This is a genomic window from Deinococcus radiotolerans, assembly GCF_014647435.1.
GTDB classification, from domain to species: domain Bacteria; phylum Deinococcota; class Deinococci; order Deinococcales; family Deinococcaceae; genus Deinococcus; species Deinococcus radiotolerans.
On the sequence record NZ_BMPE01000001.1, the window covers coordinates 439,509 to 463,946 of the forward strand.

26 protein-coding genes are annotated in these 24,438 nt (G+C 70.6%); 15 read left to right on the plus strand and 11 right to left on the minus strand.

Going from position 1 to position 24,438, the window contains the following annotated elements:
• Position 1: 1 nt before the first annotated feature.
• The 7 genes from IEY63_RS02145 (at position 2) to IEY63_RS02175 (ending at position 3,466) form a co-directional block, all read left to right on the plus strand.
• On the plus strand, positions 2-307 hold the full coding sequence (locus IEY63_RS02145) for a PadR family transcriptional regulator (protein WP_189067307.1): 306 nt from the start codon (positions 2-4) through the stop codon (positions 305-307).
• The gene (locus IEY63_RS02150; protein WP_189067308.1) at positions 304-852 is read left to right on the plus strand and encodes a hypothetical protein; all 549 of its coding nucleotides are present in this window, start codon (positions 304-306) and stop codon (positions 850-852) included. Before IEY63_RS02145 ends, IEY63_RS02150 begins: the two co-directional genes overlap by 4 nt.
• Complete coding sequence (locus tag IEY63_RS02155; protein WP_189067309.1) at positions 849-1,409, plus strand: hypothetical protein; 561 nt, start codon at positions 849-851, stop codon at positions 1,407-1,409. The genes IEY63_RS02150 and IEY63_RS02155 overlap by 4 nt, the downstream gene beginning before the upstream one ends.
• Positions 1,406-1,945 (plus strand): hypothetical protein, encoded by a 540-nt coding sequence (locus IEY63_RS02160; protein ID WP_189067310.1) that lies wholly within the window; start codon positions 1,406-1,408, stop codon positions 1,943-1,945. The genes IEY63_RS02155 and IEY63_RS02160 overlap by 4 nt, the downstream gene beginning before the upstream one ends.
• On the plus strand, positions 1,942-2,493 hold the full coding sequence (locus IEY63_RS02165; RefSeq protein WP_189067311.1) for a hypothetical protein: 552 nt from the start codon (positions 1,942-1,944) through the stop codon (positions 2,491-2,493). Before IEY63_RS02160 ends, IEY63_RS02165 begins: the two co-directional genes overlap by 4 nt.
• Positions 2,490-2,966 carry a hypothetical protein gene (locus IEY63_RS02170; protein WP_189067312.1) on the plus strand — a complete coding sequence of 159 codons (477 nt, stop codon included), beginning with the start codon at positions 2,490-2,492 and terminating at the stop codon, positions 2,964-2,966. The genes IEY63_RS02165 and IEY63_RS02170 overlap by 4 nt, the downstream gene beginning before the upstream one ends.
• Before the next feature lie 113 nt (positions 2,967-3,079).
• Entirely contained in the window at positions 3,080-3,466 is a 387-nt protein-coding gene (locus tag IEY63_RS02175; RefSeq protein WP_189067313.1) for a hypothetical protein, read from the plus strand.
• 55 nt (positions 3,467-3,521) lie between these two features.
• On the opposite strand, the gene sdaAA is transcribed toward IEY63_RS02175, so the two are convergent.
• Positions 3,522-4,415, minus strand: coding sequence for an L-serine ammonia-lyase, iron-sulfur-dependent, subunit alpha (gene sdaAA, locus IEY63_RS02180; RefSeq protein ID WP_189067314.1), 894 nt, complete (start codon positions 4,413-4,415; stop codon positions 3,522-3,524).
• Between the two features lie 146 nt (positions 4,416-4,561).
• On the opposite strand from sdaAA, the gene IEY63_RS02185 reads away from it, so the two are divergent.
• A complete protein-coding gene (locus IEY63_RS02185; protein WP_189067315.1) occupies positions 4,562-5,227 on the plus strand; it encodes a histidine phosphatase family protein in 666 nt (221 codons plus the stop codon).
• Positions 5,228-5,263: 36 nt separating this feature from the next.
• On the opposite strand, the gene hutH is transcribed toward IEY63_RS02185, so the two are convergent.
• From hutH to hutU, 4 genes are read right to left on the minus strand one after another with little or no spacing between them, the layout of a single operon-like run.
• Positions 5,264-6,769 carry a histidine ammonia-lyase gene (gene hutH / locus IEY63_RS02190; RefSeq protein WP_189067316.1) on the minus strand — a complete coding sequence of 502 codons (1,506 nt, stop codon included), beginning with the start codon at positions 6,767-6,769 and terminating at the stop codon, positions 5,264-5,266.
• Positions 6,770-6,822: 53 nt separating this feature from the next.
• Positions 6,823-8,022 (minus strand): imidazolonepropionase, encoded by a 1,200-nt coding sequence (gene hutI / locus IEY63_RS02195; RefSeq protein ID WP_189067317.1) that lies wholly within the window; start codon positions 8,020-8,022, stop codon positions 6,823-6,825.
• Positions 8,015-8,938 (minus strand): arginase family protein, encoded by a 924-nt coding sequence (locus IEY63_RS02200; RefSeq protein ID WP_189067318.1) that lies wholly within the window; start codon positions 8,936-8,938, stop codon positions 8,015-8,017. The genes hutI and IEY63_RS02200 overlap by 8 nt, the downstream gene beginning before the upstream one ends.
• Positions 8,935-10,629, minus strand: coding sequence for a urocanate hydratase (hutU, locus tag IEY63_RS02205; protein WP_189067319.1), 1,695 nt, complete (start codon positions 10,627-10,629; stop codon positions 8,935-8,937). Before hutU ends, IEY63_RS02200 begins: the two co-directional genes overlap by 4 nt.
• Positions 10,630-10,807: 178 nt before the next feature.
• Here hutU and IEY63_RS02210 point away from each other — a divergent pair, with 178 nt between their 5' ends.
• From IEY63_RS02210 to IEY63_RS02220, 3 genes are read left to right on the plus strand one after another with little or no spacing between them, the layout of a single operon-like run.
• Positions 10,808-11,440: a TetR/AcrR family transcriptional regulator gene (locus IEY63_RS02210; protein WP_189067320.1), complete on the plus strand. Its 633-nt coding sequence runs from the start codon at positions 10,808-10,810 to the stop codon at positions 11,438-11,440.
• Positions 11,437-12,696 carry a glycosyltransferase gene (locus IEY63_RS02215; RefSeq protein WP_189067321.1) on the plus strand — a complete coding sequence of 420 codons (1,260 nt, stop codon included), beginning with the start codon at positions 11,437-11,439 and terminating at the stop codon, positions 12,694-12,696. The genes IEY63_RS02210 and IEY63_RS02215 overlap by 4 nt, the downstream gene beginning before the upstream one ends.
• Positions 12,697-12,726: 30 nt before the next feature.
• On the plus strand, positions 12,727-13,470 hold the full coding sequence (locus IEY63_RS02220) for an IclR family transcriptional regulator (protein ID WP_189067322.1): 744 nt from the start codon (positions 12,727-12,729) through the stop codon (positions 13,468-13,470).
• Here IEY63_RS02220 and IEY63_RS02225 read toward each other — a convergent pair.
• From IEY63_RS02225 to IEY63_RS02235, 3 genes are all read right to left on the minus strand, one after another.
• The gene (locus IEY63_RS02225; protein WP_189067323.1) at positions 13,439-15,862 is read right to left on the minus strand and encodes an EAL domain-containing protein; all 2,424 of its coding nucleotides are present in this window, start codon (positions 15,860-15,862) and stop codon (positions 13,439-13,441) included. The genes IEY63_RS02220 and IEY63_RS02225 overlap by 32 nt on opposite strands.
• Positions 15,863-15,929: 67 nt before the next feature.
• Entirely contained in the window at positions 15,930-16,595 is a 666-nt protein-coding gene (gene sdaAB, locus IEY63_RS02230) for an L-serine ammonia-lyase, iron-sulfur-dependent subunit beta (RefSeq protein ID WP_189067324.1), read from the minus strand.
• Between the two features lie 49 nt (positions 16,596-16,644).
• On the minus strand, positions 16,645-18,099 hold the full coding sequence (locus tag IEY63_RS02235) for a lycopene cyclase family protein (protein ID WP_189067325.1): 1,455 nt from the start codon (positions 18,097-18,099) through the stop codon (positions 16,645-16,647).
• 157 nt (positions 18,100-18,256) lie between these two features.
• Here IEY63_RS02235 and IEY63_RS02240 point away from each other — a divergent pair, with 157 nt between their 5' ends.
• The 3 genes from IEY63_RS02240 to IEY63_RS02250 all read left to right on the plus strand — a co-directional run bounded on the left by IEY63_RS02240 (position 18,257) and on the right by IEY63_RS02250 (position 19,972).
• Positions 18,257-19,153: an alpha/beta hydrolase gene (locus IEY63_RS02240; RefSeq protein ID WP_189067326.1), complete on the plus strand. Its 897-nt coding sequence runs from the start codon at positions 18,257-18,259 to the stop codon at positions 19,151-19,153.
• A gap of 67 nt (positions 19,154-19,220) precedes the next feature.
• The gene (locus IEY63_RS02245) at positions 19,221-19,592 is read left to right on the plus strand and encodes a hypothetical protein (RefSeq protein WP_189067327.1); all 372 of its coding nucleotides are present in this window, start codon (positions 19,221-19,223) and stop codon (positions 19,590-19,592) included.
• Positions 19,589-19,972 carry an inorganic diphosphatase gene (locus IEY63_RS02250; protein WP_189067328.1) on the plus strand — a complete coding sequence of 128 codons (384 nt, stop codon included), beginning with the start codon at positions 19,589-19,591 and terminating at the stop codon, positions 19,970-19,972. Before IEY63_RS02245 ends, IEY63_RS02250 begins: the two co-directional genes overlap by 4 nt.
• A 33-nt stretch (positions 19,973-20,005) precedes the next feature.
• On the opposite strand, the gene IEY63_RS02255 is transcribed toward IEY63_RS02250, so the two are convergent.
• The 3 genes from IEY63_RS02255 to IEY63_RS02265 are packed head-to-tail and all read right to left on the minus strand — an operon-like array spanning position 20,006 to position 23,200.
• Positions 20,006-20,875: a lipase family protein gene (locus tag IEY63_RS02255; protein ID WP_189067329.1), complete on the minus strand. Its 870-nt coding sequence runs from the start codon at positions 20,873-20,875 to the stop codon at positions 20,006-20,008.
• Positions 20,876-20,921: 46 nt separating this feature from the next.
• Entirely contained in the window at positions 20,922-21,608 is a 687-nt protein-coding gene (locus IEY63_RS02260; protein ID WP_189067330.1) for a response regulator, read from the minus strand.
• Positions 21,605-23,200 carry an ATP-binding protein gene (locus tag IEY63_RS02265; RefSeq protein WP_189067331.1) on the minus strand — a complete coding sequence of 532 codons (1,596 nt, stop codon included), beginning with the start codon at positions 23,198-23,200 and terminating at the stop codon, positions 21,605-21,607. The genes IEY63_RS02260 and IEY63_RS02265 overlap by 4 nt, the downstream gene beginning before the upstream one ends.
• Positions 23,201-23,378: 178 nt before the next feature.
• On the opposite strand from IEY63_RS02265, the gene IEY63_RS02270 reads away from it, so the two are divergent.
• Positions 23,379-24,329, plus strand: a complete 951-nt coding sequence (locus IEY63_RS02270; protein ID WP_189067332.1) for a Bug family tripartite tricarboxylate transporter substrate binding protein — start codon at positions 23,379-23,381, stop codon at positions 24,327-24,329.
• The last annotated feature ends 109 nt before the right edge of the window (positions 24,330-24,438 follow it).

The following is a 24,438-nucleotide window of genomic DNA, read 5'->3' on the forward strand; positions in this document are numbered from 1 at the left end:
CATGCCCCGATCCCCCAACAGCAGCCCCCACACCAAAGCCGTCCTGCACGCCCTCCAGCAGACCTACCCCGCCCACACCTACGGCTATGACCTCAGCAAGAGCACCGGACTGAAAAGCGGCACCCTCTATCCCATCCTCCAGCGCCTCCACGAACAGGGCCACCTGGACGCCCAGTGGGAGCAGTCCCCCCACCCTGGCAAGCCCCCCCGCCACATCTACCGCCTCACCCAGAGCGGCCTCCAACTGGCCCGCGAACGCCACGATACCCAGCCCGCCGCCGCCCACAGCAAAGGAGCCCTCACGTGAAGCCCGACGACTGGACTGATGCCCTCGACACCGAACGGCACCACGCCGACCCGCGCTGGGCTCGCGACGCCCACCACACTGTCCTGTGGCGCCGCGCCACCCGTGACCTCACCACCCTCCTCGGGGGTCGCACGCTCGCTGAACTGGTGGCCATCAGCGCCCTTCCGGCCACCGGCTTCCTGCTCGTTCAGGTGCCCATGCCCAGCCACATCTTCCGGTGGGCGCATCCTGCCGCCGAGTTCCTCTGGACCAGTGGAATCGGACTCCTGCTGACCGTCGTATGGATGACCCGCCACATCCTCCGCGGCGCCGCGCCCTGGCCCCTGGCGTTCCTGGCGGCCAGCCTCTCCACGCTGCCCACCCTTCTGCTCGTCAGTACAGGACTCCGCGAAGCGTCAGACGTGTTCACGCTGAGCACCGTCACCGCGCTCCTGCCCCTGATCGTCAAGTTGTGTCCGGGCGCCCTGTTCACATTTGGCCTTCTGCTCACCTTCGGATGGGGCCTCTCGACCCTCGTTCGACCCCACAGGAGCATTGCATCATGACCCACGACGACTGGCAGACCGGCATGCAGAACGAGGCGAACAGCGTCGATGACCCCGCCTGGGCCAGTGACGCCCGCCTCAGTCTGCGCCACCAGCAGCTGGCCCGCACCGCCCTCACCGCTCTGCTCGCCACCGCCGGCACCGTGACGACCACCGCTGCCCTGACCCTCACCACCCAGTGGAGCGTCATGACCCGCGAGGCGGCCCGCAACGGCGTGGACAGCCTGACGTTCCTGAAATGGAACCTCCTGGGCAACCCCCAGCCCGTCACCACCATCACCAGCAGCCACGACCCGCAACTGCCCCTCATAGGTCTGATCCTGACCGTCTTCATGCTCGCCGCCGTTGCCACCCACCTGCGCGTTCCCCACTGGATCACGCTGCTGTGCGCCGCGCTGGGCACCCTGACCACTGCCACCCTCAGCAACCTGATCAACGCGGACTTCGCCGGATTCCCTGCCTACCCCATGAGCGTCGCCCTGGGCGTCGCCGCCCTCGGGATCGTTCTCGGCCTCCCCTTCCGCCGCCAGCAGCACCATGCCCGGAGCCTCGCGTGACCCCCGACGAGTGGAACGACGGTATCCGCAACGAGGTAGACAGCGTTCAGGACACCGACTGGAGCCGGGAGACCCGCCGCCATCTGCGCCGGAGGGCGTGGCTGACCGCTACGGCCATCACGCTGGGGTTCACGATCATCACCCTTTCGTTGATGGCCGTGGTCAACGCCGCGCTGGTGGGCGCCCTGGCTCCCGTACCACCCGGTGCCATGAACATGATCATCAGCCCGTTCAATCCAGAATGGCTGCTGATTGCTGGTCTGGGGTACCTCCTCACCCGCAGGGGATTCACACCTCTTCAGGCGGCATCGTCACTCCTGACCGCCATGCTGCTGTACTCGATCACGGCGCGCCTCGTCACGCTGAACGTCCAGTCGAACTTCCCGGACGACGTGAGCTTCACGGTTGACATCCTGCCCGCTCCACAGGACGCCCTCAGTGGCCCAGTGCTGATGGCCCTGATCCTCAACATCGTCGCCCTCAGCGCAGGCATCGGACTCGCCCGCGTCAGACTCCACAAGACGAGAACGGCATGAACCGCAACGAGTGGACCGTCGGCATGAAGAATGAGGCGGACAGTGTCAGCGACGCCCTGTGGGCGCAGGCCACGCGCAGGGCGTACTGGGCAAGACTTCTGTTGCCTCTTCTCCTGATGATCGTGGTGGTGAGCGCGCTGGAAATGACCCGGCAGGTTGCTTTCAGTTCAGGGTCCACGAGTCGCTCTTTTGACCCTGCCCGGTTGCAACTGGACAGCATGATTTATCCGCTGAGGCACGTTCTGGCCGCGTGGTGGCTGAGTCGCCGGGGCCTCCCTGTGCTCATGATTCTGACGCTGCCTGCCCTGAGCACCCTGACTGGTCTGCTGGTGGGTCAGCTGGTCTATCTGCCGCTGGAAGTGACGCCGCCGTCGGGAGGTATTCCTGGCGCCTATTCGGACAGTTTGCCCGGCTTTGAAACACTTGGCGCCCTTTTCCGTGAACCTGTGGGGCTGCTTTCCACCTCGTTTCATACGCTGCTGGCACTTCTGGCGGGGATCGGTTTGAGTCACGTGAGCGTGGTCAGGCGAAAGCAAGTGATCGCATGACGCCCGACGAGTGGGTGGCGGGGATGCACAACGAAGCCTCTAGCGTGAACGACAGGGAGTGGGCGATGGAGACGACAATGGCAGCGGGACGGTTCGAGTGGCGTGGTGCATTTGTGGCGGCGGCCGTGTTCGCCGGGCTGGGCGTGAGCGTCGTCCTGTTGACGCAATTCTTCTGGCAGCATGACACCCCGGCTCAGTTGTGGTTGAGCGTGATGCTCCTGTCGGGCGTTGTCGGAGTTCTGCTGGGCTCGCGGCGCGTGGCAGCGCTGGAAGCCGGGGCGGGTGCACTGGCGTTCCTGCCGGGCGCGTGGCTGGCCGTGGTGACGTTACAGGCCCTGCTGGGCGACGCGGCCCCGATCACGCCCATCACCGGTATGCCGGATGAGGCTGTCGCGACGCTGGCCGTGATTGCCGCTTTCGCGGCGGGGCTGGTCCGGGTATCCGCTACGCGCCTGCCGCTGGTGCGCCTGTGACTCCGGACGAGTGGGAGAACGGCATGGTGCATGAGGCGCGGACCATCGGATCGCAGGACGGGGCCTGGGCACGGGACACCCTCGCCTCGGCACGAAGCCTCCCTCACCGACCCGTGTTGGTGGACATCCTGATGAGCATGACCGGAGTGGGAGTCGCGGCGTTCCCCTTGAGCGGTCTGGCGGAGATCATCACGAGAGCCGTCGTGACTCAGGAGCCGGGATTGAGCCTGCTGGCGGGGCTGAACCTCACCACGGTGGGCGTGCTGCTGCTGCTGGGTTTGGGAGTGGGCGCAGCCCGAGTTCGCGCGTGGATCGTCGTGGTGGCGTTCATGACCTACCCGCTTGCCTGGGTCTGGGCCCAGAGCGCCCTGGGGAACATGGTGAGCTGGGCCGCTCCGGTGGGCGGGTTGTTGGTGGCCGTGGGCGCGACTATCCTGACCGTCCTGGCAGGTGCAGTGGCTGGCCGTACGGTCAGGGCTCGTAGAGTGCGCCGGACCTGATCCGCAACGCGAGCGGGCCGACCCCGGTACATGAGGGTCGGCCCGCTCCGTTCAGTTACGCCAGGGGCAGTTCGATCATGCCGCCCGGTCCCTCGCCGTCCTTCTTTCCTTCCATGCGGGCGGTGACGGCGAGACCTGTGGGCGTCTGGGCGAGGCCACCGTCGGCGGTTTCGCGCAGGGCGGCGGGCATCATGCGGCCCACGCTGGCCATGGCGCCCAGCACCTCGTCCGGGGGGATGAAGGATTCCAGTTGCGCCAGGGCGAGTTGCGCGGCGCTGACGGCGTGCACGGCGTAGAAGGCGTTGCGGCTCACGCAGGGCACCTCGACGTACCCGCCGACGGGGTCGCACACGAGACCGATGGTGTTCATCAGGGCGAGGGACGCGGCGTGCACGGCGGCGCGGGGGGTGCCGCCCATGAGTTCCACGATGGCGGCGGCGGCCATGGCGGCGCTGGAGCCGATCTCGGCCTGACAGCCGCCCGCTGCGCCGCTGATGAACATACGCTTGCTGATGGCCTTGCCGATCCCGGCGGCGAGTATCATGGGGTTCACGAGGCGCTCGTCGGGCAGTCCGAGGTGGTCGGCCACGCCGATCAGCGCGCCGGGAATGGTGCCCGCACTGCCGGCGGTTGGTGCGGCGACGATGCGGCCCATGCGGGCGTTTTCCTCGTTCACGGCCATCGCGTACGCCTGCACGCGCTTCAGGAGGGGCGCGCCGAGGACGTCGGGGGCGTCCCAGAGGCCCTTGGCGTTCCAGCCAACCATGCCCGTGATGCTCTTTGCGTCGCTGCTGAGGCCGCGTTCGATGCTGGCGCGCATCTCGCGGATGCGGCGGAGCATCTCGGTGCGAATGTCGTCAGGGTCAAGGCCGGTCTCCTGGCAGTCCTGCGTGAGGATCCATTCGGAGGCGGGGGCGGGGGCGTTCAGGATGTCGTCGAGGGTCGTCATGGCGTCCTTGGGGCGTGCGCGGCGCACGGCATGGGAATGGGCGGGAACAGCGGAGAAAGTGGTTCCCATGGTACGCCCCGGCCTGTCTAGCTGAATCAGCGCGCGGTGAGGGCGTCCGGGGCGCATGGACACGCTACGGTGCGGGCGTGAAGCTCCTGCTGATCCGCCACGCCCAGTCCGAGAACAACGTGATTGAGGATCGACCGGACTACGCGCAGGGTCGGCAGCCCGACCCGCCCCTCAGCGGGCACGGACACGACAGAGCCCAGCGGTTCGCGCAGGACGCGGACCTGAGCGGCGTCACGCACCTGTACACCAGCCTGATGCTGCGAGCCGTGCAGACCGCCGCCCCCATCGCTGCCCGCCTGCGGCTCCCCGTGCACGGCCTGGAACTCGCGTTCGAGTACGGCGGCCTGACGACCGGTCCCGCAGGAGGCTTCACCCCTGCCATGGGGAGCGACCACGCCCGCCTGAGCGAACACTGCCCCGCGCTGATCTGGCCCGCGCACCTGCACGGCCACCCGTGGGACGGAGGCGCGGAAGCCTGGGAGGAACCCGTCTTCCACGCCCGCGCCGCCCGCCTGCTGCACAACCTCCGCACCCGGCATGCCGGTCAGGACACCGCCGCGCTGGTCACGCACCACGACTTCGCCGGAGCGATCATCCGGACCGCGCTCGGCTGGCGCGTCACGGACGCACCGCCGACCTTTCACCTCGCTCACCTCGGCACGGCGCTGCTCGACCTGCCAGACGATGGCGGCGCAGGTGGCCTGATGTGGCTCAACAGAAAGCCGAGGGGGATGGAGGTCTGAGGGCCTGGCCTCTTCTGCCCCCAGCCCCCTCGACGTTCAGACTCGCTGTCGCGCCACGTGCAGCAGTTCGCCGCTGCGGACCATCTCCACGATCTTCAGGAGGTCCGGGCGGTAGTAGCGGTCGCGGGTCATGTTCGGAATGTGCGCCCGGATGTGCTCCCAGGCGGCCTGCGCGCCACGTCCGGCGTGGAGTTTCTGGAAGTCCAGGGCCTGCGCGGCGCACAGCAGCTCAATCCCGATGACGTTCTGCACGTTCTCCAGAATCGCGCGCAGCTGCCGCGCGCCGTGGGCGCCCATGCTGACGTGATCCTCCTGGTTGGCGCTGGTGGGGATGGTGTCCACGCTGGCGGGGTGCGCGAGCACCTTGTTCTCGCTGACGAGCGCCGCCGCCGTGTACTGCGCGATCATGAAGCCGCTGTTCAGGCCACCCTGCGGCGTAAGGAAGCCCGGCAGGCCCGACAGGGACGGGTTCAGGAGCTGCTCGCAGCGGCGCTCGCTGATGCTGCCCAGTTCCGCCACGGCGACCTTCAGCGCGTCAATGGTCACCGCAAGCGGCTGCCCGTGGAAGTTCCCGCCGCTCACCACGTCCCCACTGTCGGGGAAGATCAGGGGGTTGTCCGTCACGGACGCGAACTCAACGGCCAGGACCCGCTCGGCGTGCGCCAGGGCGTCCAGGCTCGCGCCGTGCACCTGCGGCGCCGCGCGCAGCGAGTACGCGTCCTGCACCTTCCCGTCCCCCACCAAGTGCGACGGCGCGATTTCCGAGTCACGCAGGAAGAATCGCAACTCCTCCGCGACCGCCACCGCACCCGGATGGGGCCGCAGACCCACCACGTCCGGCTGGAACGGCCGGTGCGAGCCGTACATCGCCTCGACCGTCATGGCCGCCGCAAGATTCGCCGTCCCCAGCAGTGTCCGCGCGTCCGCGACCGCCAGGGCCAGCAGGCTGCCCATCAGCTGCGTGCCGTTGATCAGCGCCAGCCCCTCCTTCGCCTGCAACGTCAGCGGACTCAGGCCCAGTTCCGCCAGCACGTCCGCGCCGGGCCGTACCTCACCGCGGTACTCGATCTCGCCGTGCCCGATGAGGGCCAGCGCCAGGTGCGCCAGCGGCGCCAGGTCACCCGACGCGCCCACACTGCCCTGCGCCGGAATCACGGGGTGCGCCCCCGCGTTCAGCAATGCCAGCAGCAGCTCCACCACCTCGGGCCGCACGCCGGAATGCCCCAGCGCCAGCGACTGTGCGCGCAGCAGCAGCATGCCACGCACCACCTCGGTCGGCAGGGCCTCCCCCACCCCGATCGCGTGCGACAGGATCAGGTTCAGCTGCAACTCCTCCAGCCCCTCACGCGGCACCTGCACCGACGCGAACTTCCCGAAGCCCGTATTCACGCCGTACACGGCCGCCTGACCGTCCACGATCCGCTCGATCACCGCCCGCGCCCGCAGGATGCGCTCCCGCGCCGCCTCCGACAACTGGACGGCCTCGCCGCCACGCACGACAGACAGAAAATCAGACAGGGACAGGTGTTGATCGAGAATCACAGGGGCTCCTTCGGAGGGTTGATGGGTGGTGGGGGACAGTTGATTGAGACGACTCAGACGAGCGTGCCGCCGACGAACACAGCGCTCACTGGGCTGGCTCCGAGCGTGTAGGGCAGGTCGCGCCAGTCGGCGCTGTGCAGGGTGAGGAAGTCGGCGCGCTGGCCCGGGGCGAGAGCGCCGCGCCCTTGCAGGCCGAGGGCCGCAGCGGCATTCACGGTGCTGGCGGTCAGCGCCTCGGCGGGCGTGAGGTGGCACAGGCGCACCGCGAGCGCCAGCGCCAGCTGCGTGCTGAATACGGGTGAGGAGCCGGGGTTCAGATCGGTCCCCACGGCGACAGCGGCGCCCGCGTCGATCAGCGCGCGGCCGGGCGCGGCGGGCAGACCCAGGTGCAGGGTCACGCCCGGGAGGATGGTCGCGACGGTGTTCGATGCGGCCAGCGCGGCGATCTGCGCGGGGCCACTGGCTTCCAGGTGATCCACGCTCAGGGCACCCAGCTCGCAGGCGAGTTCCGTTCCGCCTATGGCGTGGAACTGATCAGCGTGCAGCTTGATCTGGAGGCCGTTGGCTTTCGCGGCCTGGAGGATGGCACGGGTCTCCTCGACCGTGAACGCCTCGCGCTCGGTGAAGACATCTGCGGCGGTGGCCAGTCCTTCGCGGGCCACCGTGGGGATGAGGTCGTGACACACGGCCTGCACGTACGCGGCGCGGCCCTCGGTAGGCGGCACGTGAATGAGGAGGGTCGGCGCGAGCTGGAACTCGCCCTGAAGGGCGCGTGCGGCGCGGAGCATGCGCAGTTCGGCGTGGAAGTCCAGGCCGTACCCGCTCTTGACCTCGGTGGTGGTCGCTCCAGAGGCGCGCAGGGCCTTCAGGCGGGGTCGGGCCAGCGTCACGAGGTCCTCGACGCTGGCAGCGCCGGTGGCGCGCATGCTGCTGCGGATGCCGCCGCCGCGCGCCAGGATCTCCTCGTACGGCACGCCGGAAATCCGCGCCTCGAAGTCCGCGAGGCGGTCCCCGGCCCACACGGCGTGCGTGTGCGGGTCGATCAGGCCGGGCACGACGGCCACGCCGCCCAGGTCATGCTCCTGCGCGCTGGCTGGCGCGTCGGCGCGCGGGCCGACCCAGCGGATCACGCCGCCCGACACGAGGATCGCCGCGTCGGGGATGACCGTCAGGTCGCGCATGGCCGCGCCCCGCTGCACGCCCACGCCCGGCGTGACGAGCTGGCTGATATTCGTGAACAGCGTCTCAGTCATGGCGCGTCTCCAGTCCGACCTCGCACAGCGTCTCCATGATCAGCCGCGCCATGAGAAGTTCGCTGCGGCCGGTGGGGTCGAGGTTCGGGGCGAGTTCCACCACGTCCAGGCCAACGATGGTGTTGTGGCGGGCCGTTTCGGCCAGGAGGCGCATGCCCTGCGCGTAGGTGAGGCCGTCCGGTTCGGGGCTGCTGGTGCCGGGGATGACGCTGGGGTCAAAGCCGTCCACGTCCACGCTGAGGTACACGTTCTTTCCACGCGGTAACCGCTCCAGCACGGCGGGCAGGTCGGCGGTCACGTCCGTCATGGGAATCAGGGTGTGCCCCCGCGCGCGGGCCGCGGCGACCGCTTCCGGGTCGAAACGCAGACCTCGCAGGCCGATGGTCGTGATGTGCACGAGGTTCTCCATTTCCTCGCACGCGCGGCGGAACGGACTGCTGTTGCTGTAGCGCGTGTCGTTGCGGCTGTCCGTGAAGTCCAAGTGCGCGTCGAGCTGCACCACATGCAGGTCAGGCACGGCCGCGAAGGCCCGCAGGATCGGGTACGTGACGCTATGATCCCCACCCAGAAAGACCGGGACGCTGCAACGATTCCGCACGGACTCCGCCGCCGCGCTGATCCGCTGCCGCGCCAGTTCCGGCTCCAGGCTGGGCAGAACGACATCCCCGGCGTCTGCGAAGGTCACGCCTGCCAGCCTCGTCACGCCGTCCAGTCCCATGAAGGGCGGCACGCTGCGCAGGCTCGCTTCCCGCAGCGCACGTGGGGCGAAGCGGGCGCCGGGCCGGAAGCCCAGCGCGATGTCGAAGGGAACGCCGAGCACCGCCACGTCCGCCGTCCAGTCTCCCTCCGGCTGGACCATCGGCGCGCGAGCGAAGGTGGGAATCCCGCCGTAGGGCAGGTGGGTGGGCTGGGTCACTGCCCGCCCTTGGTGTGGTCGGTGATGCCGAGGCTGGGGAGGTCGAGGCCGCGGTCGCGGGCGACGTTCAGGGCGTGGTCGTAGCCGGCGTCGGCGTGGCGGATGACGCCCATGCCGGGGTCGTTGGTGAGGGCGCGGCTGAGTTTCTGCGCGGCTTCCGGGGTGCCGTCGGCAACGATGACGAGGCCGCTGTGCTGGCTGAAGCCGAGGCCGACGCCGCCGCCGTGGTGGAAGCTCATCCAGCTGGCGCCCGACGCGATGCCGAGGCCGAAGTTCAGGAGGGGCCAGTCGCTGACGGCGTCGCTGCCGTCGAGCATGGCTTCGGTTTCGCGGTAGGGGCTGGCGACGCTGCCCGCGTCGAGGTGGTCGCGGCCGATGACGATGGGGGCTTTCAGGCGGCCGTCAGCGACCATCTCGTTGAAGAGGCGGGCGGCCTGGTCGCGTTCCTTGTAGCCGAGCCAGCAGATGCGGGCGGGGAGACCCTGGAAGGCGATCTGGTCGGCGGCGTACGTGAGCCAGCTTTGCAGGCGTTCGTCTTGGGGGAAGAGGTCGAGGAGGGCCTGGTCGGTGGCGCGGATGTCCTCGGGGTCGCCGCTGAGGGCCACCCAGCGGAAGGGGCCGCGGCCCTCGCAGAAGGAGTCGCGGATGAAGGCGGGGACGAAGCCGGGGTAGTCGAAGGCGTTGTGCACGCCGGCTTCCTGGGCGCGGTGGCGGAGGTTGTTGCCGTAGTCGAAGGCGACGGCGCCGCGGTTCTGGAGTTCAAGGATGGCGCGGACGTGGGCGGCCATGGCGTCGTAGGCGCGGCGCTTGTATTCTTCGGGGTGGTCGGCGCGCAGGCGGCTGGCGTCCTCGTCGGGCGTGACGGGTGGGATGTAGCCCCACATGGGGTCGTGGGCGCTGGTCTGGTCGGTGATGAGGTCCGGGGTCCAGTTCATCTGGACGAGTTGCGGGACGAGGTCGGCGGCGTTGCCCTGCACGCCGATGGACCGGGCGACGCCCTCGGCCTTGTATTTCTCGGCGCGGGCGATGGCGTCCTCCAGACTCGTGGCGACCTCGTCAAGGTAGCGGGTGTCGAGGCGTTTCTGGATGCGGGTGGGGTCGATCTCGATGTTGATACTGACGCCCCCGGCGAGTTTCACGGCGAGCGGTTGCGCCCCGCCCATGCCGCCCAGGCCGGCGGTAACGGTGATGGTGCCTTTCAGGCTGCCGCCGAAGTGTTTTCGGGCCGCGCCGGCGAAGGTTTCGTAGGTGCCCTGGAGGATGCCCTGCGTGCCGATGTAGATCCAGCTGCCGGCGGTCATCTGGCCGTACATCATCAGGCCCGCCTGGTCGAGCTTGTCGAAGGTCTCCCAGTTCGCCCAGTGGGGCACGAGGTTGCTGTTGGCGAGCAGCACGCGTGGCGCCCATTCGTGGGTGCGCAGCACGGCGACGGGCTTGCCGGACTGGATGAGCAGCGTCTCGTCGTTTTCCAGACGGTCGAGGGTCTCGACGATCTTGTGGAAGGCGTCCCAGGTGCGGGCGGCCTTGCCGCGGCCGCCGTAAACGACGAGGGTGTCTGGGTGCTCGGCGACCTCGGGGTCGAGGTTGTTCATGAGCATGCGTTTGGCGGCTTCCTGGATCCAGCCTTTGGCGGTTTTGTTCGGGCCGCGGGGGGCGCGGATGACGGGGGCGGGTTCGGCGGTCTGGGTCATGGTGGGTCCTCCGGGGGTGGCAGTGTGGGGCCGCCGCAGCGGGCTGGGGCGAGGGATACCTGGGTGTGTTGGCGTCATCTTCCCTCTGGTCGGTGTGGGCCGCAATCGATCTTTCCGGCCTGACCGGAAACGTTTAAAAGGACTTGCTTTCCTGCTCAATCAGATCGATTATGAATGAGTGAGCGCTCACTCGGAGAAACAACTATCTGTTCGGCGAACCTCGCCACGACCAGCGGACGACCCGGAGCGGCGCGCGACCATCCTCCAGGCCGCGCAGGTCTGCTTCGCGCAGGACGGCTTCCACCGCACCACCATGCGGGCGGTAGCGCGGCAGGCCGGGCTGGCCGAGGGCACCCTCTACCATCACTTCCGCAGCAAGGATGACCTGCTGCTGGGGCTTTTCAGCGCGCTGGGCGAGCAGGCCCAGGCGTCGCTCGACCCGGCGGACCTGGACGGCCTTAATCTGCGCGACTTCCTGAGGGCGTTCCTGGCCGCGCCGCTGGTGGCCCTGGCGCAGGACGACGCGGCGCTCCTGCGCGTGATCCTGTCCGAGGGCCTGATCCGCCGGGAGCTGGGGCAGGCGTTCGCGGCGGGCCTCGCGCAGACCGCCGGGCTGGGGGCCGCTGCCCTGGCGGCGCGGCCCGACCTGCGCGGCGTGGACACGGCTGAACTGATCCGGGTGGGCCTCGCGCTGGTGCTGGGCTTCACGCTGGAAGGCGCCCTGAATCACGCCGGGCCGCCCGACGCGGAGTCCACAGCGGCGCTCATCGCGGACGTGCTGCTCGCGCGGGTGCATGGAGGCCGCGCGTGAAGGTCACGATCATGGCGCTGGGTACGCGCGGGGACGTGCAGCCGTACGTGGCGCTGGGCGCGGGTCTGCGCGCCGCCGGTCACGCGGTGCGCCTCGCGTCGCATGACACGTTCCGGGAGCTGGTCACGGGGGCGGGACTGGACTTCGCGCCCATGCGGGGCAACGTGCAGGAGGTGGTGCACAGCTCCGAGATGCGCGCCGCCCTGGCGCGGGGCAACATGCTGGAGATCAACCGCGTGTCGGCGCGGGCCACACTGGCGGCGGCGCTGCACTGGGCGCAGGACGGCCTGAATGCCGCGCGGGACGCGGATCTGCTGCTGGCAGGCATCGGCGGGATGAACGTCGCGCAGGCGCTCTCGGAGAAGCTGCGCGTGCCGCTCATGGAGGCGCATGTGGTGCCGTTCCACCCCACGCGGGCGTTCCCGGGCGCGATCTTTCCGCCGGGCGTGGCGCGGCTGGGCGGCTGGGCGAACCGGCTGTCGCACGTCCTGACGCGGCAGGTGATGTGGCAGATGTTCCGCGCTGCCGACACCCGCGCGCGGCGTGAGGTGCTGGACCTCCCCGCGGCGCCCCTGCTGGGTCCGCGTCCGCTGCGGCGCCTGCCGACCCTGCACGGCATCAGCCCGTCCGTGCTGCCCCGCCCGGCCGACTGGGACGCGGGGCAGCACCTGACCGGGTACTGGTTCCTGCCGCAGGAGGACTGGACGCCCCTACCGGCGCTGGAGGCGTTCCTGAGCGCGGGGCCCAGACCGGTGGCCATTGGGTTTGGCAGCATGACCACGCCGGACCCGCAGGCCACCACGAGCAGCATTCTGGGCGCGCTGGAACGCAGTGGGCAGCGGGCGGTGCTGCTGAGTGGCTGGGGCGGCCTGAGTGCTCAGGACGTGCCGGACACGGTGTTCGTGACGGACAGCGTGCCGCACGACTGGCTGTTCCCACGCGTGGCGGCCGCCGTGCATCACGGTGGGGCGGGCACCACGGCGGCGGGGCTGGCGGCGGGCGTGCCGAACGTCATCGTGCCGTTCTTCGGGGATCAGCCGTTCTGGGGTGAGCGGGTGCGGCAGCTGGGGGTGGGCCCCGCGCCAGTTCCGCGCCGAGCGTTACACGCGCAGACGCTGGCCGCCGCGATCACGCGGGCCGTGACCGACCCGGGCCTTCAGGAACGGGCCGCGCACCTGGGGGCCCGCATTCGGGCCGAGAACGGCGTGGCCCGCGCGGCCGAGGTCGTCGGGACCCTGACGGACTTTCCGGCCTGACCGGAAGGGCAGGCGTGTCAGACTGCAGGCATGCCCTCCCCTTCCCTGCTGTCCGGCGCGGTGGATGTCCTGACCGCCTTTGACGCGGACCACACCGACTGGCGCCTCTCGGACCTGTCCCGGCACCTGGGCGTGCCGACCAGCACCCTGCACGAGCAGCTGCTGGCCCTGTGCGGCACGGGCCTGCTGCTGCGGGCCGGGCGGGGCCGGTACCGGCTGGGGTGGCGCCTGCTGAAGCTCTCCAGCGCGCTGTACGGCAGCCTCCCCTGGTACGGTCCGGCCCACTCGGCCATGGAGCGCGTGGCCCGCGCCGGGCACGCGCTGTCGTTCCTGAGTGTCCTGGACGCTGCGTCGGGGCGGGTGCTGTGCATTGCGCGCAGCGTGCAGGGCCGCGACGGGCCGCCCGTGGCGGGCGAACTGGATTTCGAGCTGCCCGGGCACGCGTCGGCCAGCGGGAAGCTGCTGCTGGCCCTATCCGGCGCGCCCCTCCCGGACACGCACGCCGCGCTCACCGGGAATACCGTCACGGATCCGGCCACGTGGCTGCGGCAGGCGGCCCGCATCCGCGCCCAGGACGCGGCGGTCACGCGGGATGAGTGGGCGGCGGGCACGTCCGGACTGGCGGTGCCGGTGCGCGACGGAACGGGCCAGGTGCTCGCGGCGCTCGGCGTGAGCCTACCCACTGCCCGCCTGCGCGATCAGGAGGGCCTGCTGCGGGTGCTGCGGGACGAGGCGGACGCCGTCAGCTGGAGTCTGGGCTGGCGTCCGGGATGAGCTGCGCGGCCACCTCGGGCGGCAGCGGCCGGGCGAACAGGTAGCCCTGCACGTGATCGCAGCCCAGGGCCAGCAGGCTGTCGAGCTGCGCGGGCTCCTCGACGCCCTCGACGGTCACGGTCATGTTCAGCGTGTGGGCCAGCTGGATCATGGCGGCCATCAGGGCCGTCACGCGCGGCCGGTCCGTGCCGAGGTTCCGCGTGAAGGAGCGGTCCACCTTCAACTGATCGAACGGGAGGGCCTCCAGCAGGCTCAGGCTGCTGTACCCGGTGCCGAAGTCGTCCATGGCGACCTGCACGCCCAGGTCCCGCAGTTCCCGGATGTGACTCTGCGCGCGTTCCAGGTCCCGCAGGACCAGCGTCTCGGTGATCTCCAGGATCAGGTTGCGGGGCGGGAGTCCGCTGCTGTGCAGGGCGTCCCGCACGGTCTCCAGGAACGTGGGCCGGTCGAATTGCAGCGGCGAGACGTTCACGGAAATGCATAGGCCCGACGCAGGAAATCCCCACTGCACCGCCTGACGGCAGGCCTCCGTGAGGACCCACGCGCCGATGGGCAGGATCAGTCGGGTGTCCTCGGCCAGGGGGATGAACGTGGCGGGCGGAATCAGGCCCCGCTCGGGGTGCTGCCAGCGCAGCAGCGTCTCGAATCCCACCAGCCGCTCGCGCCGCAGTTCGTAGCAGCCCTGGTAGTGCAGGATCAGTTCGCCGCGTTCCAGGGCGCCGCGCAGGTCGCGTTCCAGCAGCTGTTCCGTGCCGGGTTCACCCATGGCCGAGTCGAAGCGCAGCAGGCCGTTGCCGCCGCTGCGTTTCACGCGGTACATGGCGAGGTCCGCGTGCTGCTGGAGGGTGTCGCCCCTCAGGCCGTCCTGCGGGGCGACCGCGCAGCCCACACTGGCGGTGATGGTGATCTGGTGGCCGCCCAGGGTGAAGGGGGGACTCAGGGCGTCCACGATCTTCCGGGCGACCAGCGTCACGTCCGAACGTACCCCGATGCGGCGTAGCAGCACGATGAACTCGTCCCCGCCGATTCGGCCCACAACGTCCGTGTTGCGCACGGTCTGCTGGAGGCGCCGCGCGACCTCCTGAAGCAGCGCGTCCCCGGCGGGGTGGCCCAGGGAATCGTTGACCCACTTGAAGCGGTCCAGGTCAATGAAGACCAGGGCGGCCAGTTCGCCCGGCGTGAGGGCGTGCAGGGTGTCCTCCATGACCTGATTGAAGTGCGCGCGGTTGGCGACGCCCGTGAGGGGATCGTGCGTGGCGCGGTACAGCAGGTCGGCCTGCGTGTCGCGTAGCTGCTGGTTGGCTTCGGCCAGTTCGACGTTGCGCAGGCGCTCGATCTCGGATTCGCGGTTCAGGAGTTCCAGGCGGATCTGCGCGGTCAGGAGTTGTGAGCGGGCGTCCACCTCCTTCTGGTGCACCTCGCGTTCCAGGGCGTGGTGCTCGCGGGCGTAACGCAGCGCCTCCCGATCGTCGCCCGCCTGCTCGTGCAGCGCGGAGAGGCCACTCAGGGCCAGCACCTGGATGGGGCGGCTGCCCAGCTGCTGGCTGAGGCGCAGGCTGTCTTGCAGCAGGGTCGCGGCCGCCCCGAGCCGCCCGATGGTCATGAGGGCCTGCGCGGCGGCGCAGCCGAGCCGGCTGACGCCCTCTTCATCCTGCCGGCTGCGGGCCTGCTCGAGTTCCTCCAGGGCCACCTGCGCGGCCTCGTCAGCGCGGCCCGTCTGGAGCAGGGCGCGACTGACGCATTCCAGGACCGTGCTGACCCAGCGGGGTGGGCCGACCTCACCGATCAGGGTCAGGTGCTCGGCGGCGAGGTCCAGCACCTGCTGCGTGTCGCCTTGGCGGGAGTGAATCACGATCAGGTGGGTCATGGCGGCGGCGCGCAGGATGGGCGAGCGGGTGTCCTCCGCCAGGTGCAGGGACTGCTCGTGGAATAGCCGGGCCTGCGCGAGGTTGCCGGTATCGGCGTGCAGGCTGGCGAGGTTGTTTAGGGCGCGGAAACTGCCGGTGGTGTCGCCGCTGGCCTGCGTGTGGCGCAGGCTGTCCAGAAAGGCCTGGAGGGCGCGGTCGTACTCGCCTGCTCGGTCGTGGTACAGGCCCAGGCCGTTGAGGCTCCGGGCGATGAGGCGCTGGTCGCTGGTGCCGCGCGCCAGGTTCAGGGCCGCGTCCAGTTCGGCGTGCGCGGCTGGCAGCTGCCCGGTGTACAGGGCGCAGCCGCCGAGCATCAGGTGCGCGGTCGCCCGGGCGCGCAGGTCCCCCTGTTCTTCGGCGCGGCGCATCAGGCTGCGAATCTGATCCCCGGTCCGTTCCGGCGTGTTGTACATCGCGGCTTCAAGCGCCTGGAGTTCCAGTTCCAGGGCGCTGGGGGACGGCTGGGGGGTGGCCTGCTGCGTCAAGCGGGAACTCCTGGGGCGCGGCGCGTCGGTTGCGGTGATCGTGGTGGCGCGGGCTGCGGGCCGGGGCTCAGCCGTCCATCAGCTTGGGCAGCATGCGCAGCCAGTTCACGTCCGCCCAGCTGTCCAGGAACGCCTGCCCCTGCGCGCTGAGCGGCTGGTCGAGTTCCACCGCGAGCAGCGCCTGCCCGCCGCGGGTCTCGCGGGTGCAGGTGAGGGTGGCGATGTTCACGCCGTCCGCAGCGATGGTCGTGGCCACGCGGGCGATCATGCCGACCGCGTCGGTGTACCGCACGATCAGGGTGGGGCTGGCGCCGCTGAAGTTCACGCCGAGGCCCTGCACATGCGTGACGAGAATCACGCCGCCGCCCGTGCTGCTGCCCTGCACGGTCACGCGCCCGCCGTCGCCGCTGACGTCTAGGAAGGCCGTGTTGGGGTGCACGTCACCCAGGTCGGCGTCGTAGAACTCGAAGCTCAGGCCGCGCGCCTTCGCGACCTCAAAGGCGTCTGGGAGCTGCTGATCGTCGGGGCGCAGGCCCAGCAGGCCCGCGATTAGGGCCAGGTGCGTGCCGTGCCCGCGTCCCGTCTTCGCGAAACTGGCGTGCAGGCCAATCCGGGCCGTGCGGGGCGCGCTACCCAGCAGGTGGTGCGCGACCAGACCCAGTCGGCAGGCCCCGGCGGTGTGGCTGCTGCTGGGTCCAATCATCACGGGACCGATCATGTCAAGCAGGGACATACGCCGAGTATACCGGCGAGCCCGGCCCGTCCGGGTGCAGGCTCGCGCCTCAGGACTCGGTGAGTGGGCGCAGGTTCTCGCGCAGTTCGTCCACGCGCTCCTCAAGGTTCACGTTGGGGTCGAGGCCGTTGGCGTCGGCGGAGCCAGTGGCGCCCTGCATGCCGTCGGTGACGGGGGCGGTCTGGTCGAGGTCCTCGTGCTGGCGGACGGCGCGGTCGGTATCGGTACGGTCAGTCATGCTTCCAGCCTGAGGGACGGGTGTGCAGCGCGGATGGGCGGAGACTGTAGGGGCGTTCATGGCGGCCAGCAGGGCGCGGGCACTCACGGCCGGGTCAGCCAGGGCGGCGCGGGCCAGGGGCAGGCGAGCGCGGGTAGGCAGGTGCGCGAAGAGGCGCAGCATGGTGCGCGCCAGGGGCCCGGGCGGCGTCGAGGGGTCCAGGAAGGCGCGCCACGCGGCGGGCGGCAGGGCGAAGAACGCCTGAAAGAACGGGGCCAGCTGCTCGCCGGGCAGGTTCAGGAGGGCCCGCACGCCCAGCAGGTGCACGTCCCGCGCGGCGCGCCGTTCGGGGGGCCACAGGGCGGCCCAGGCCGCCACGTGCGGGTCCTGCCCGCAGCGGAGTGCGGCCGCCACGGCGCGCGCGACCAGGGGGGCGGCGTGCAGGGCCTGCGCCACCTGGAAGCCGCTGATGGGATGCACCAGGCCGCCCGCCGCACCGAACGCGAGCGGCCCGGCCGGGCCGGGTACGGCGACGTTCATGGGGAACGCCACCCACTCCTCGTGAAGGATGGCCGCGGCTGGCGTGCCCTGGGCGGCCAGCCGGGCGTGCAGGCGCGCGCGCAGCTGGGCGCGCGTGGGCGCCGGGCGGGCGATCAGGCTGGTCTCCTCCACGAAGTACGTGTCGCCGCCCAGGTGCATGGCGTACAGGAAGGTGGGTTCGCCCGGCCCATGCGGAGTGCGGTAGTCCATCCAGACGGCGGCGCCGGGCGGGCTGGGGGGACGATCAAACCGGGCGGTCAGGCCGTACGCGGTCTGAAGGGCAGGGCCGCCGGGGTGGTGCGAACGGGTGACGCTGCCCGCATGCCCGGCGGCGTCCACGATGAAGCGGGCGTGCAGGGTGTCGCCCCCGCGCGTGTGAACGGCCCACCCGCCGGTCACCTGTTCGGCGTGGTGGGCGGTGCCCTGGGTCCTGGGCGCGCCCCGCGTGCGGCGGTGCAGGGTGCTGGCCAGGCGCTCGTTGTCCAGCAGCGCGTAGGGCCGCAGCAGGGGCGTGGCGTGCGGGCCGGTGTACACGCGCACGTCCGTCCATACCTGCGCGGCGCAGGCCTGCGCCCAGGCGGGCAGGTCGTCCAGCCACGCGCCGTACGTGGCGGGGAACGGCTGCGGGGGGTGCGGGTCGAGCAGGCGCACGCTCAGGCCCGCCCCGACCAGTTCACCGGCCAGGGCGAGCCCGGCGGGACCAGCGCCGATTACGAGGGCGTCGAGCGGCTGGGAGCGGGCGTTCATGTCCGGGCAGGCTAGCGTGGCGGGGCGGGGGCGTCTGTGGCGATTCCTGAAGTTGAGCGGGGCGGGGGGCCGGGTCGCCGGTCCGCTTCGTCCAGTTCACTCTTGGACTGTGTCACAGCGCCCCGCCGGTCCGGGCCGCACTTCATAGTCTGGGGTCATGTCCGTCCCTCACTTCTCGAAGTCCCGCGCGGCGCGCGGCGCAGTTCTCGGGCTTGGCGCTGCGGGCCTGCTGCTCACCCTGAATGCCTGCTCGCGTGACGGCGCGCAGGGCACCCTGAACCGGGTCGTGTCCACCGCCGGCCTGAAGGTCACCCGCGACGTCCGGTACGGTCCGGACGCCCGGAACGTCATGGACGTCTACGCGCCTGAACGCGCGGCGGGCGCGCCCGTGGTGCTGTTCATTCACGGGGGATCGTGGGTGAACGGCGACAAGGACGGCCACAAGTTCGTCGGGGAGTCCCTGGCGCGCGCGGGGTACGTCACGGGCGTCATGAGTTACCGCCTCGCGCCGGCGAACGTCTATCCGTCGTACGTGCAGGACGCTGCTCAGGCGCTCAAGGTGCTGCGGGAGCAGGCGCCGGCGCTGGGGGGCAGCCCCCAGAACCTGTTCGTGATGGGCCACTCGGCCGGGGCGTTCAACGCGGTGGAACTCGTGGATAACGCCCGCTGGCTGTCCGAGGCGGGCGTGCCGGTCAGCGCGGTGCGCGGCGTGATCGGCGTGGCCGGGCCGTACTCGTACGATTTCCGGCAGTTCAGCAGCGCGAATGCCTTCCCGCCGGGCGCCACGCCCGACGAGGTCATGCCGGACCGGCACGTGCGGCGCGACGCGCCGCCCCAGCTGCTGCTGGTCGCCGCGAACGACGACACGGTCGCCCCTCAGAACGCCCTGAATATGGAAGCCGCCCTGAAGCGGGCGGGGGTACCCGTGACGCGCACGGTCCTGCCGGGGCTGAATCACATCACGATCATTGCGGCCATGGCGCGCCCCCTGACGTTCCTGGGCGGCACGCGGCAGGCCGTGATCGACTTCATCGAGGCGCACCAGCTGCGCTGAGCAGCCAGCAGGGCCTGTCCACTTCCGGACCGGGGGTGGTTCTCACCGGCGCGGGTAGCATGAGGGCATGAGGCGTTCCCTGCTGGTGCTTGCGCTGCTGTGCCCCGCCCTGGGCAGCTGCCGTTACAATTTCGTGCCGCTCATTCCCGGTCAGATTGAGCCGGACCTCCCGGCCCGCGTGACGGGCGCCGCCCTGACCCGCGACGGGGAACGCCTCGTGCTGCGCGCGCAGGTGGACGGCCGGTTCACGCCCGGCTACCTCAGCGTGGCGTGGTTCAACGGGAGTGAGCAGATCGGCACGGACAGCGTGTACCTGGACGGCGCGCAGCGGACCGCGGAGTTCACGCTGCCCGCGCCTGCCCCCGGCTCGTACCGGGCGACGCTGTCGTTCGGGGGGACGGTGCTGCGTCAGGTGGAGCTGTACGAGGTCAAGCCGTGAGGGCCTGGCGCGGCGTGATCGAGTGGACGGCCGGGCAGCGCGACCGCTTCGTGTGGCGCGGCGGTCACCTCGAGCCGCTGCGCGTGGAGTCCAGGCCCGCGCCGGTGAATTACGGCTGTCTGCCCGGCACCCTCAATCCTGCCGACGGGGCCGAGGTGGACGCCGTCTGGCTGGGTGAGCCGTGTCCGGTCGGGACGGTCCGGGAGGCGGTGCCTGCCGGACTGCTGCACCTGCTGGACGGGGATCACAAGGTGATCTTCAGTGAGACTCCCCTGACTGACGCGGCGCTGGAGGGGCTGCTGGCGTGGTTCCCGCCGGAGCGGGACGCGCAGGTGCGGGGGCCCAGCGACGCGCAGGGCTGGCTCAGTGACCTGACGTGAAGGCCGCCCGCTCCGGCGCGGGCTGGGGGTTTGTCAGGTGCGGGGCGCCGCGGGTGCGCTCTGCCACTCGCGGGTCAGGTCGCGCAGCTGCCCGGCCACCCAGTTCAGGGCGTCACTCTCCGGGTACGTGATGGCGCTGTGGTCCTCGCGGGCCGACACGAAGCGGGTGAGGCCGCGGGCGCTGCCGTCCAGCCTCACGTTGCGTTCCAGTTCAAACAGGTAGTTCACGGCGTACCCGTTGGCCGCGCCGCGCTGCGGGAGGCGTTTGCTCTGCACCTCGATGCCGCGGGCGACGTTCGGCCAGATGACGTCCTTGCTGTTCACGCGCTGCCCGGCGACGATCATGGGGTCGCAGGCGGACAGGGGCGAGAACGGGTCGTCACTGTGGATCAGGGCGGAGAAGTCGGATTTCCAGCCCAGGCAGATGCCGTCCAGATCGATCTGCGCGGCGAACGGCACGTCCGCGCGGTCGCGGGTCAGCTGGTGCAGCCACACGACGCCCTGCGAGTGCCCCAGCAGCACGATTTTCGGCGGGTGACCGGACCACGCGCGGCGCAGGTCGTCCACGTCCGAGAGGAGGGCCGCGTACCCACGCTGCTCGGTGCCGGTCCGGGTGGACGTGAACTGCGCCAGGGGGCTGCTGGCGTAACTGGCGGCCTGCACGGTCAGCCCAGCCTGCTCGAACGCCCGGGCGACGCGGTCCACGGTGCCGCGCGATCCCAGGTACGCCCAGTTGTCGCGCGGGGCGACGCAGGGCACGCCGCAGCGCCCGGCCATACTGAGGATCACCACGTCCGGCGCGGGCCCGCTGAGGGTCAGGGACGCGGTCCGGGTGGGCTGCTGAATGAGGGTGGGGGCGCAGGCAGTGATCAGCAGGGACAGGAGCAGGAGCGCGGGACGCATCGGGTGTTCAGTGTACGTGGCGCCTGTGGGCGCGGCGGTGTGAGGGTCACGTTCCAGCGGGGCGGGCCCGGTACAGTTTCACGGGCCGGCCGGCATTCCCGTACTGGTGTTCCAGGGTGGCCTGCTCGGTCCGCACGAGGTGTTCCAGGTAGCGCCACGCGGTGACGCGGCTCAGGCCGACCTGCTCGCCGATGTCCTCGGCGGTCACGGCGTGCGGCGCCTGGGTCAGCGCCTGCACCACGCGCTCCAGGGTGTTCGGGTCGATGCCGCGGGGCAGCGCGGCGGGTTGCGCCGCGCCGTGCCCGAGCAGGCGGTCCAGGCGGCCCTGATCAAGCCGGGCCGCGCCGGGGCTGGGCAGGCGCCGGGCACGGTGCCGCGCCAGCAGGTCCTGGAGGCGGGCGCCCGTGAACGGCTTGATGAGGTAATCGAACGCGCCGTGCGCGAGGGCCAGCCGGACGCTGGGTTCATCGTCGGCGGCGGTGATCAGGGCGACGTCGGTGGTCAGGCCGTGCGCGCGCCAGTGGCGCAGCAGGCCCAGGCCGCTGCCGTCGGGCAGGTGCACGTCGAGCAGGATCAGGTCGGGTTTCAGGGCCTGGGCGAGGGCGTCACCCTGCGCGCAGGTGGCGGCGCTGCCGACCACGTGCACGTCCGGGTCGCGTTCGAGCAGGTCACGGTTGATGCGGGCGACGCGCAGGTCATCCTCGACCAGCAGGACCCGGATCCGAGAGTTCATGCGTTCACCTCTGACGGGTGGAGGGCGGGGCGGTGGGGGCTGGGCTGCGGCAGGCTGAGCTGGAACACGGTGAGCGGGCCACGCCGCGTGTGACGCAGCGTACCGCCCAGGCCCTGCACGCGGGCGGCAACGCCGTGCAGGCCGTAGCCGCGCCCCTCGCCCTTGCTGCTCGCGCCGCGTTCGAACAGCGTGGCGTGCAGGGCCGCCGGTACGCCGGGGCCGCTGTCTTCCACCTCGACCTGCATGCCGTCCGGGTCCTCGCCGATGGTGACGGTCACCAGGCCAGGCTGTCCGGCCAGGGCCTCGAAGGCGTTCTCGGTGAAGTTCCCCACGGCGCTGACCAGCGTGTCCGCGTGGCGTTCCCAGTGGGGGCCCAGGTGGCTGCCCTCGGTGATCTGGAAGTCAATGCCGAGTTCCTGCGCGCGCTCCCGTTTGCCCGCCAGGAGCGCAACCAGCCGGGGCACTTGCACGTCGCGCAGTAGCTGGCGGAACTGCGCGTCGGCGTGGATCTCGGCATTCAGGACGCGCAGGGCCTCCTCGCCCCGCCCAAGTTGCAGCAGGCCGGACAGGACGTGCAGGCGATTCTGGTACTCGTGCGTCTGGGCGCGCAGGACGTCCACGAAGCCGCGCGCGTGCGTGAGTTCCTCGGCCAGCGCCAGCGCCTCGGCCCGGTCGCGGAAACCCGCGACGAAGCCGCCGCCCTCCAGAGGTTCAAGGTTCACGAGGACCGGCTGGCCCCGCATGGTCAGTTCCAGGTTCTGCGCGCGCGGGACTGGGCCACTGCCCGTTAGGAGGGCCAGTTCCGGCCACAGGGTCGCCAGGGGTGCCGGGGCGCTCTGGCCGCCCAGCAGGGTCACGGCGCGGTCGCTGCTCAGCGTGACCAGCCCGCCCCCGTCCACGGCCAGGACCCCCTCGCGCAGGGCGGCCAGCACCGCCCGCTGCTGCCGGGCCAGCGCCGCGATCTGTTCGGGTTCCAGGTTCAGGATCTCGGCCCGCAGGCGCCGCGCGGCCCACACGGCGCCCACCGTGCCCAGCGCCAGGGCCAGCACAAACCACGGCAGCAGGCTGATCAGCGCGCTGGTCACGAGGTGCCACACCTGCGGCATCAGGTACCCGGTGCTGACCACCCCGACCACGCGCGAGCCGGGCAGGCCGCCCTCCCAGATGGGGACCTTGCCGCGCACACTCAGGCCCAGGCTGCCGCGCGCGACGGACACGACCTCCTGCCCGGCCAGCGGCTGCTCGTTGTCACCGCCCTCCATGGGTTTACCCAGCCGTTCCGGAACGGGATGCGCCAGGCGGATGCCCTGGCGGTTGCCCACCACGATGAAATCAGCGCCGGCCTCCTGCCGCAGGACGTTCACCTGCGCGTTCAGGGCGGCGTTCTGGGCGCCCTGCTCGGCGCCCCCGATGACGATGGGCAGTTTGGCCACGATGCGGCTGGCCGTCAGGGCCCGCTCGCCCAGGCGCTCGCGGGCCTCGCCGTACAGCTGCGCGGTCTGCACGCCGACCAGCAGAGCGGTCATGGCGCACAGCACGAGCAGGTGCAGTCGCACCAGTCGGCCCTGGAGGTTCGGACGACGTCGGATCATGGGCGTACCGATGATTGTAGTGAACGACGCGCCCGGTCAGGCGTTGCGTGCATTGCGTTCACGCCTGTGCATTGAGTGCATGAAAATCACGCTAAGCACGCAAAAAATCCCTTGCCGGAGCTGCCCGGTGCGCGTAGTGTACAGAGGACACCACAACCCACCCCTCACCGGAGGAATCATGAAAAAAACTGCTCTTCTGGCTGCGTCGGCCCTGCTGACGCTCGCCACGCCCGCCACCGCCCAGAACGTCAGCAACCTGCGCATCATGGCCCCCGCCAGCCCCGGCGGCGGCTGGGACCAGACCAGCCGCGCCATCCAGACCGTGCTGCAGAACCAGGGCATCGCCAAGCCCGTGCAGGTGTTCAACGTGCCCGGCGCGGGCGGCACCATCGGCCTGGCGCAGCTGTACAACAGCAAGGGTGACGGCAGCCTGCTGATGACCATGGGCCTCGTGATGGTCGGCGCCATCCAGACGAACAGCTCCAAGGTGGACCTCAGCCGCGTTACCCCCATTGCCCGCCTGACCGGCGAGTACGAGGTGCTCGTGGTGCCCGCCAGCAGCCCCTACAAGAACCTGGGTGACCTGGTCACGGCCTGGAAGGCCAACCCCAGCCTGCCGTTCGCGGGCGGCAGCGCCGGCGGCACCGACCACATGCTGGTCGGACTGCTCGCCAAGGCGGGCGGCATTGACCCCAAGAAGATGAACTACGTGCCCTTCAGCGGCGGCGGCGAGACCCTCGCGGCTGTGCTGGGCAACCAGGTGACGGCCGCCGTCGCCGGGTACGGCGAGTTCGAGGCGCAGATCAAGGCTGGCAAGCTCCGCGCCCTGGGCATCAGCGCGCCCAAGGCCCAGCCGGGCATTCCGGTCCCCACCATGAAGTCCCAGGGCTTCAACGTGGACCTCGCCAACTGGCGCGGCATCGTGGCCGCCCCGGGCCTGAGCAGCAGTGAGAAGGCCGCGCTGGTGTCCGTGATGGACAAGCTGCACGCCAGCAAAGAATGGAAGGACACCATCAAGACCCGCAACTGGACGGACCTGTACATGAGCGGCAGCAAGTTCGACGTGTTCCTGAAGCTGGAAGCCAACCGGACCCGCGACATCCTCAAGGACATCGGGCTCGTCAAGTAAGTCCGTCGAGTGGACGGACAGCTCCGGGCGGCGGCGAACTTCCTTCGCGCCGCCCGGCCCCACGTTCCCGCCTTCGCCGCCCCCGGCCTTCCCTGCCCAGAGGTTCCAT

Coding starts and splice junctions, on each gene's coding strand:
- IEY63_RS02265 (WP_189067331.1), bottom strand. CDS start 23,200: ATGATCCGACGTCGTCCGAACCTCCAGGGCCGACTGGTGCGACTGCAC.
- IEY63_RS02145 (WP_189067307.1), top strand. CDS start 2: ATGCCCCGATCCCCCAACAGCAGCCCCCACACCAAAGCCGTCCTGCAC.
- IEY63_RS02245 (WP_189067327.1), top strand. CDS start 19,221: ATGAGGCGTTCCCTGCTGGTGCTTGCGCTGCTGTGCCCCGCCCTGGGC.
- IEY63_RS02270 (WP_189067332.1), top strand. CDS start 23,379: ATGAAAAAAACTGCTCTTCTGGCTGCGTCGGCCCTGCTGACGCTCGCC.
- hutU (WP_189067319.1), bottom strand. CDS start 10,629: ATGACCCAGACCGCCGAACCCGCCCCCGTCATCCGCGCCCCCCGCGGC.
- sdaAA (WP_189067314.1), bottom strand. CDS start 4,415: ATGACGACCCTCGACGACATCCTGAACGCCCCCGCCCCCGCCTCCGAA.
- IEY63_RS02240 (WP_189067326.1), top strand. CDS start 18,257: ATGTCCGTCCCTCACTTCTCGAAGTCCCGCGCGGCGCGCGGCGCAGTT.
- IEY63_RS02220 (WP_189067322.1), top strand. CDS start 12,727: ATGCCCTCCCCTTCCCTGCTGTCCGGCGCGGTGGATGTCCTGACCGCC.
- IEY63_RS02235 (WP_189067325.1), bottom strand. CDS start 18,099: ATGAACGCCCGCTCCCAGCCGCTCGACGCCCTCGTAATCGGCGCTGGT.
- IEY63_RS02165 (WP_189067311.1), top strand. CDS start 1,942: ATGAACCGCAACGAGTGGACCGTCGGCATGAAGAATGAGGCGGACAGT.
- hutI (WP_189067317.1), bottom strand. CDS start 8,022: ATGACTGAGACGCTGTTCACGAATATCAGCCAGCTCGTCACGCCGGGC.
- IEY63_RS02170 (WP_189067312.1), top strand. CDS start 2,490: ATGACGCCCGACGAGTGGGTGGCGGGGATGCACAACGAAGCCTCTAGC.
- IEY63_RS02260 (WP_189067330.1), bottom strand. CDS start 21,608: ATGAACTCTCGGATCCGGGTCCTGCTGGTCGAGGATGACCTGCGCGTC.
- IEY63_RS02255 (WP_189067329.1), bottom strand. CDS start 20,875: ATGCGTCCCGCGCTCCTGCTCCTGTCCCTGCTGATCACTGCCTGCGCC.
- sdaAB (WP_189067324.1), bottom strand. CDS start 16,595: ATGTCCCTGCTTGACATGATCGGTCCCGTGATGATTGGACCCAGCAGC.
- IEY63_RS02155 (WP_189067309.1), top strand. CDS start 849: ATGACCCACGACGACTGGCAGACCGGCATGCAGAACGAGGCGAACAGC.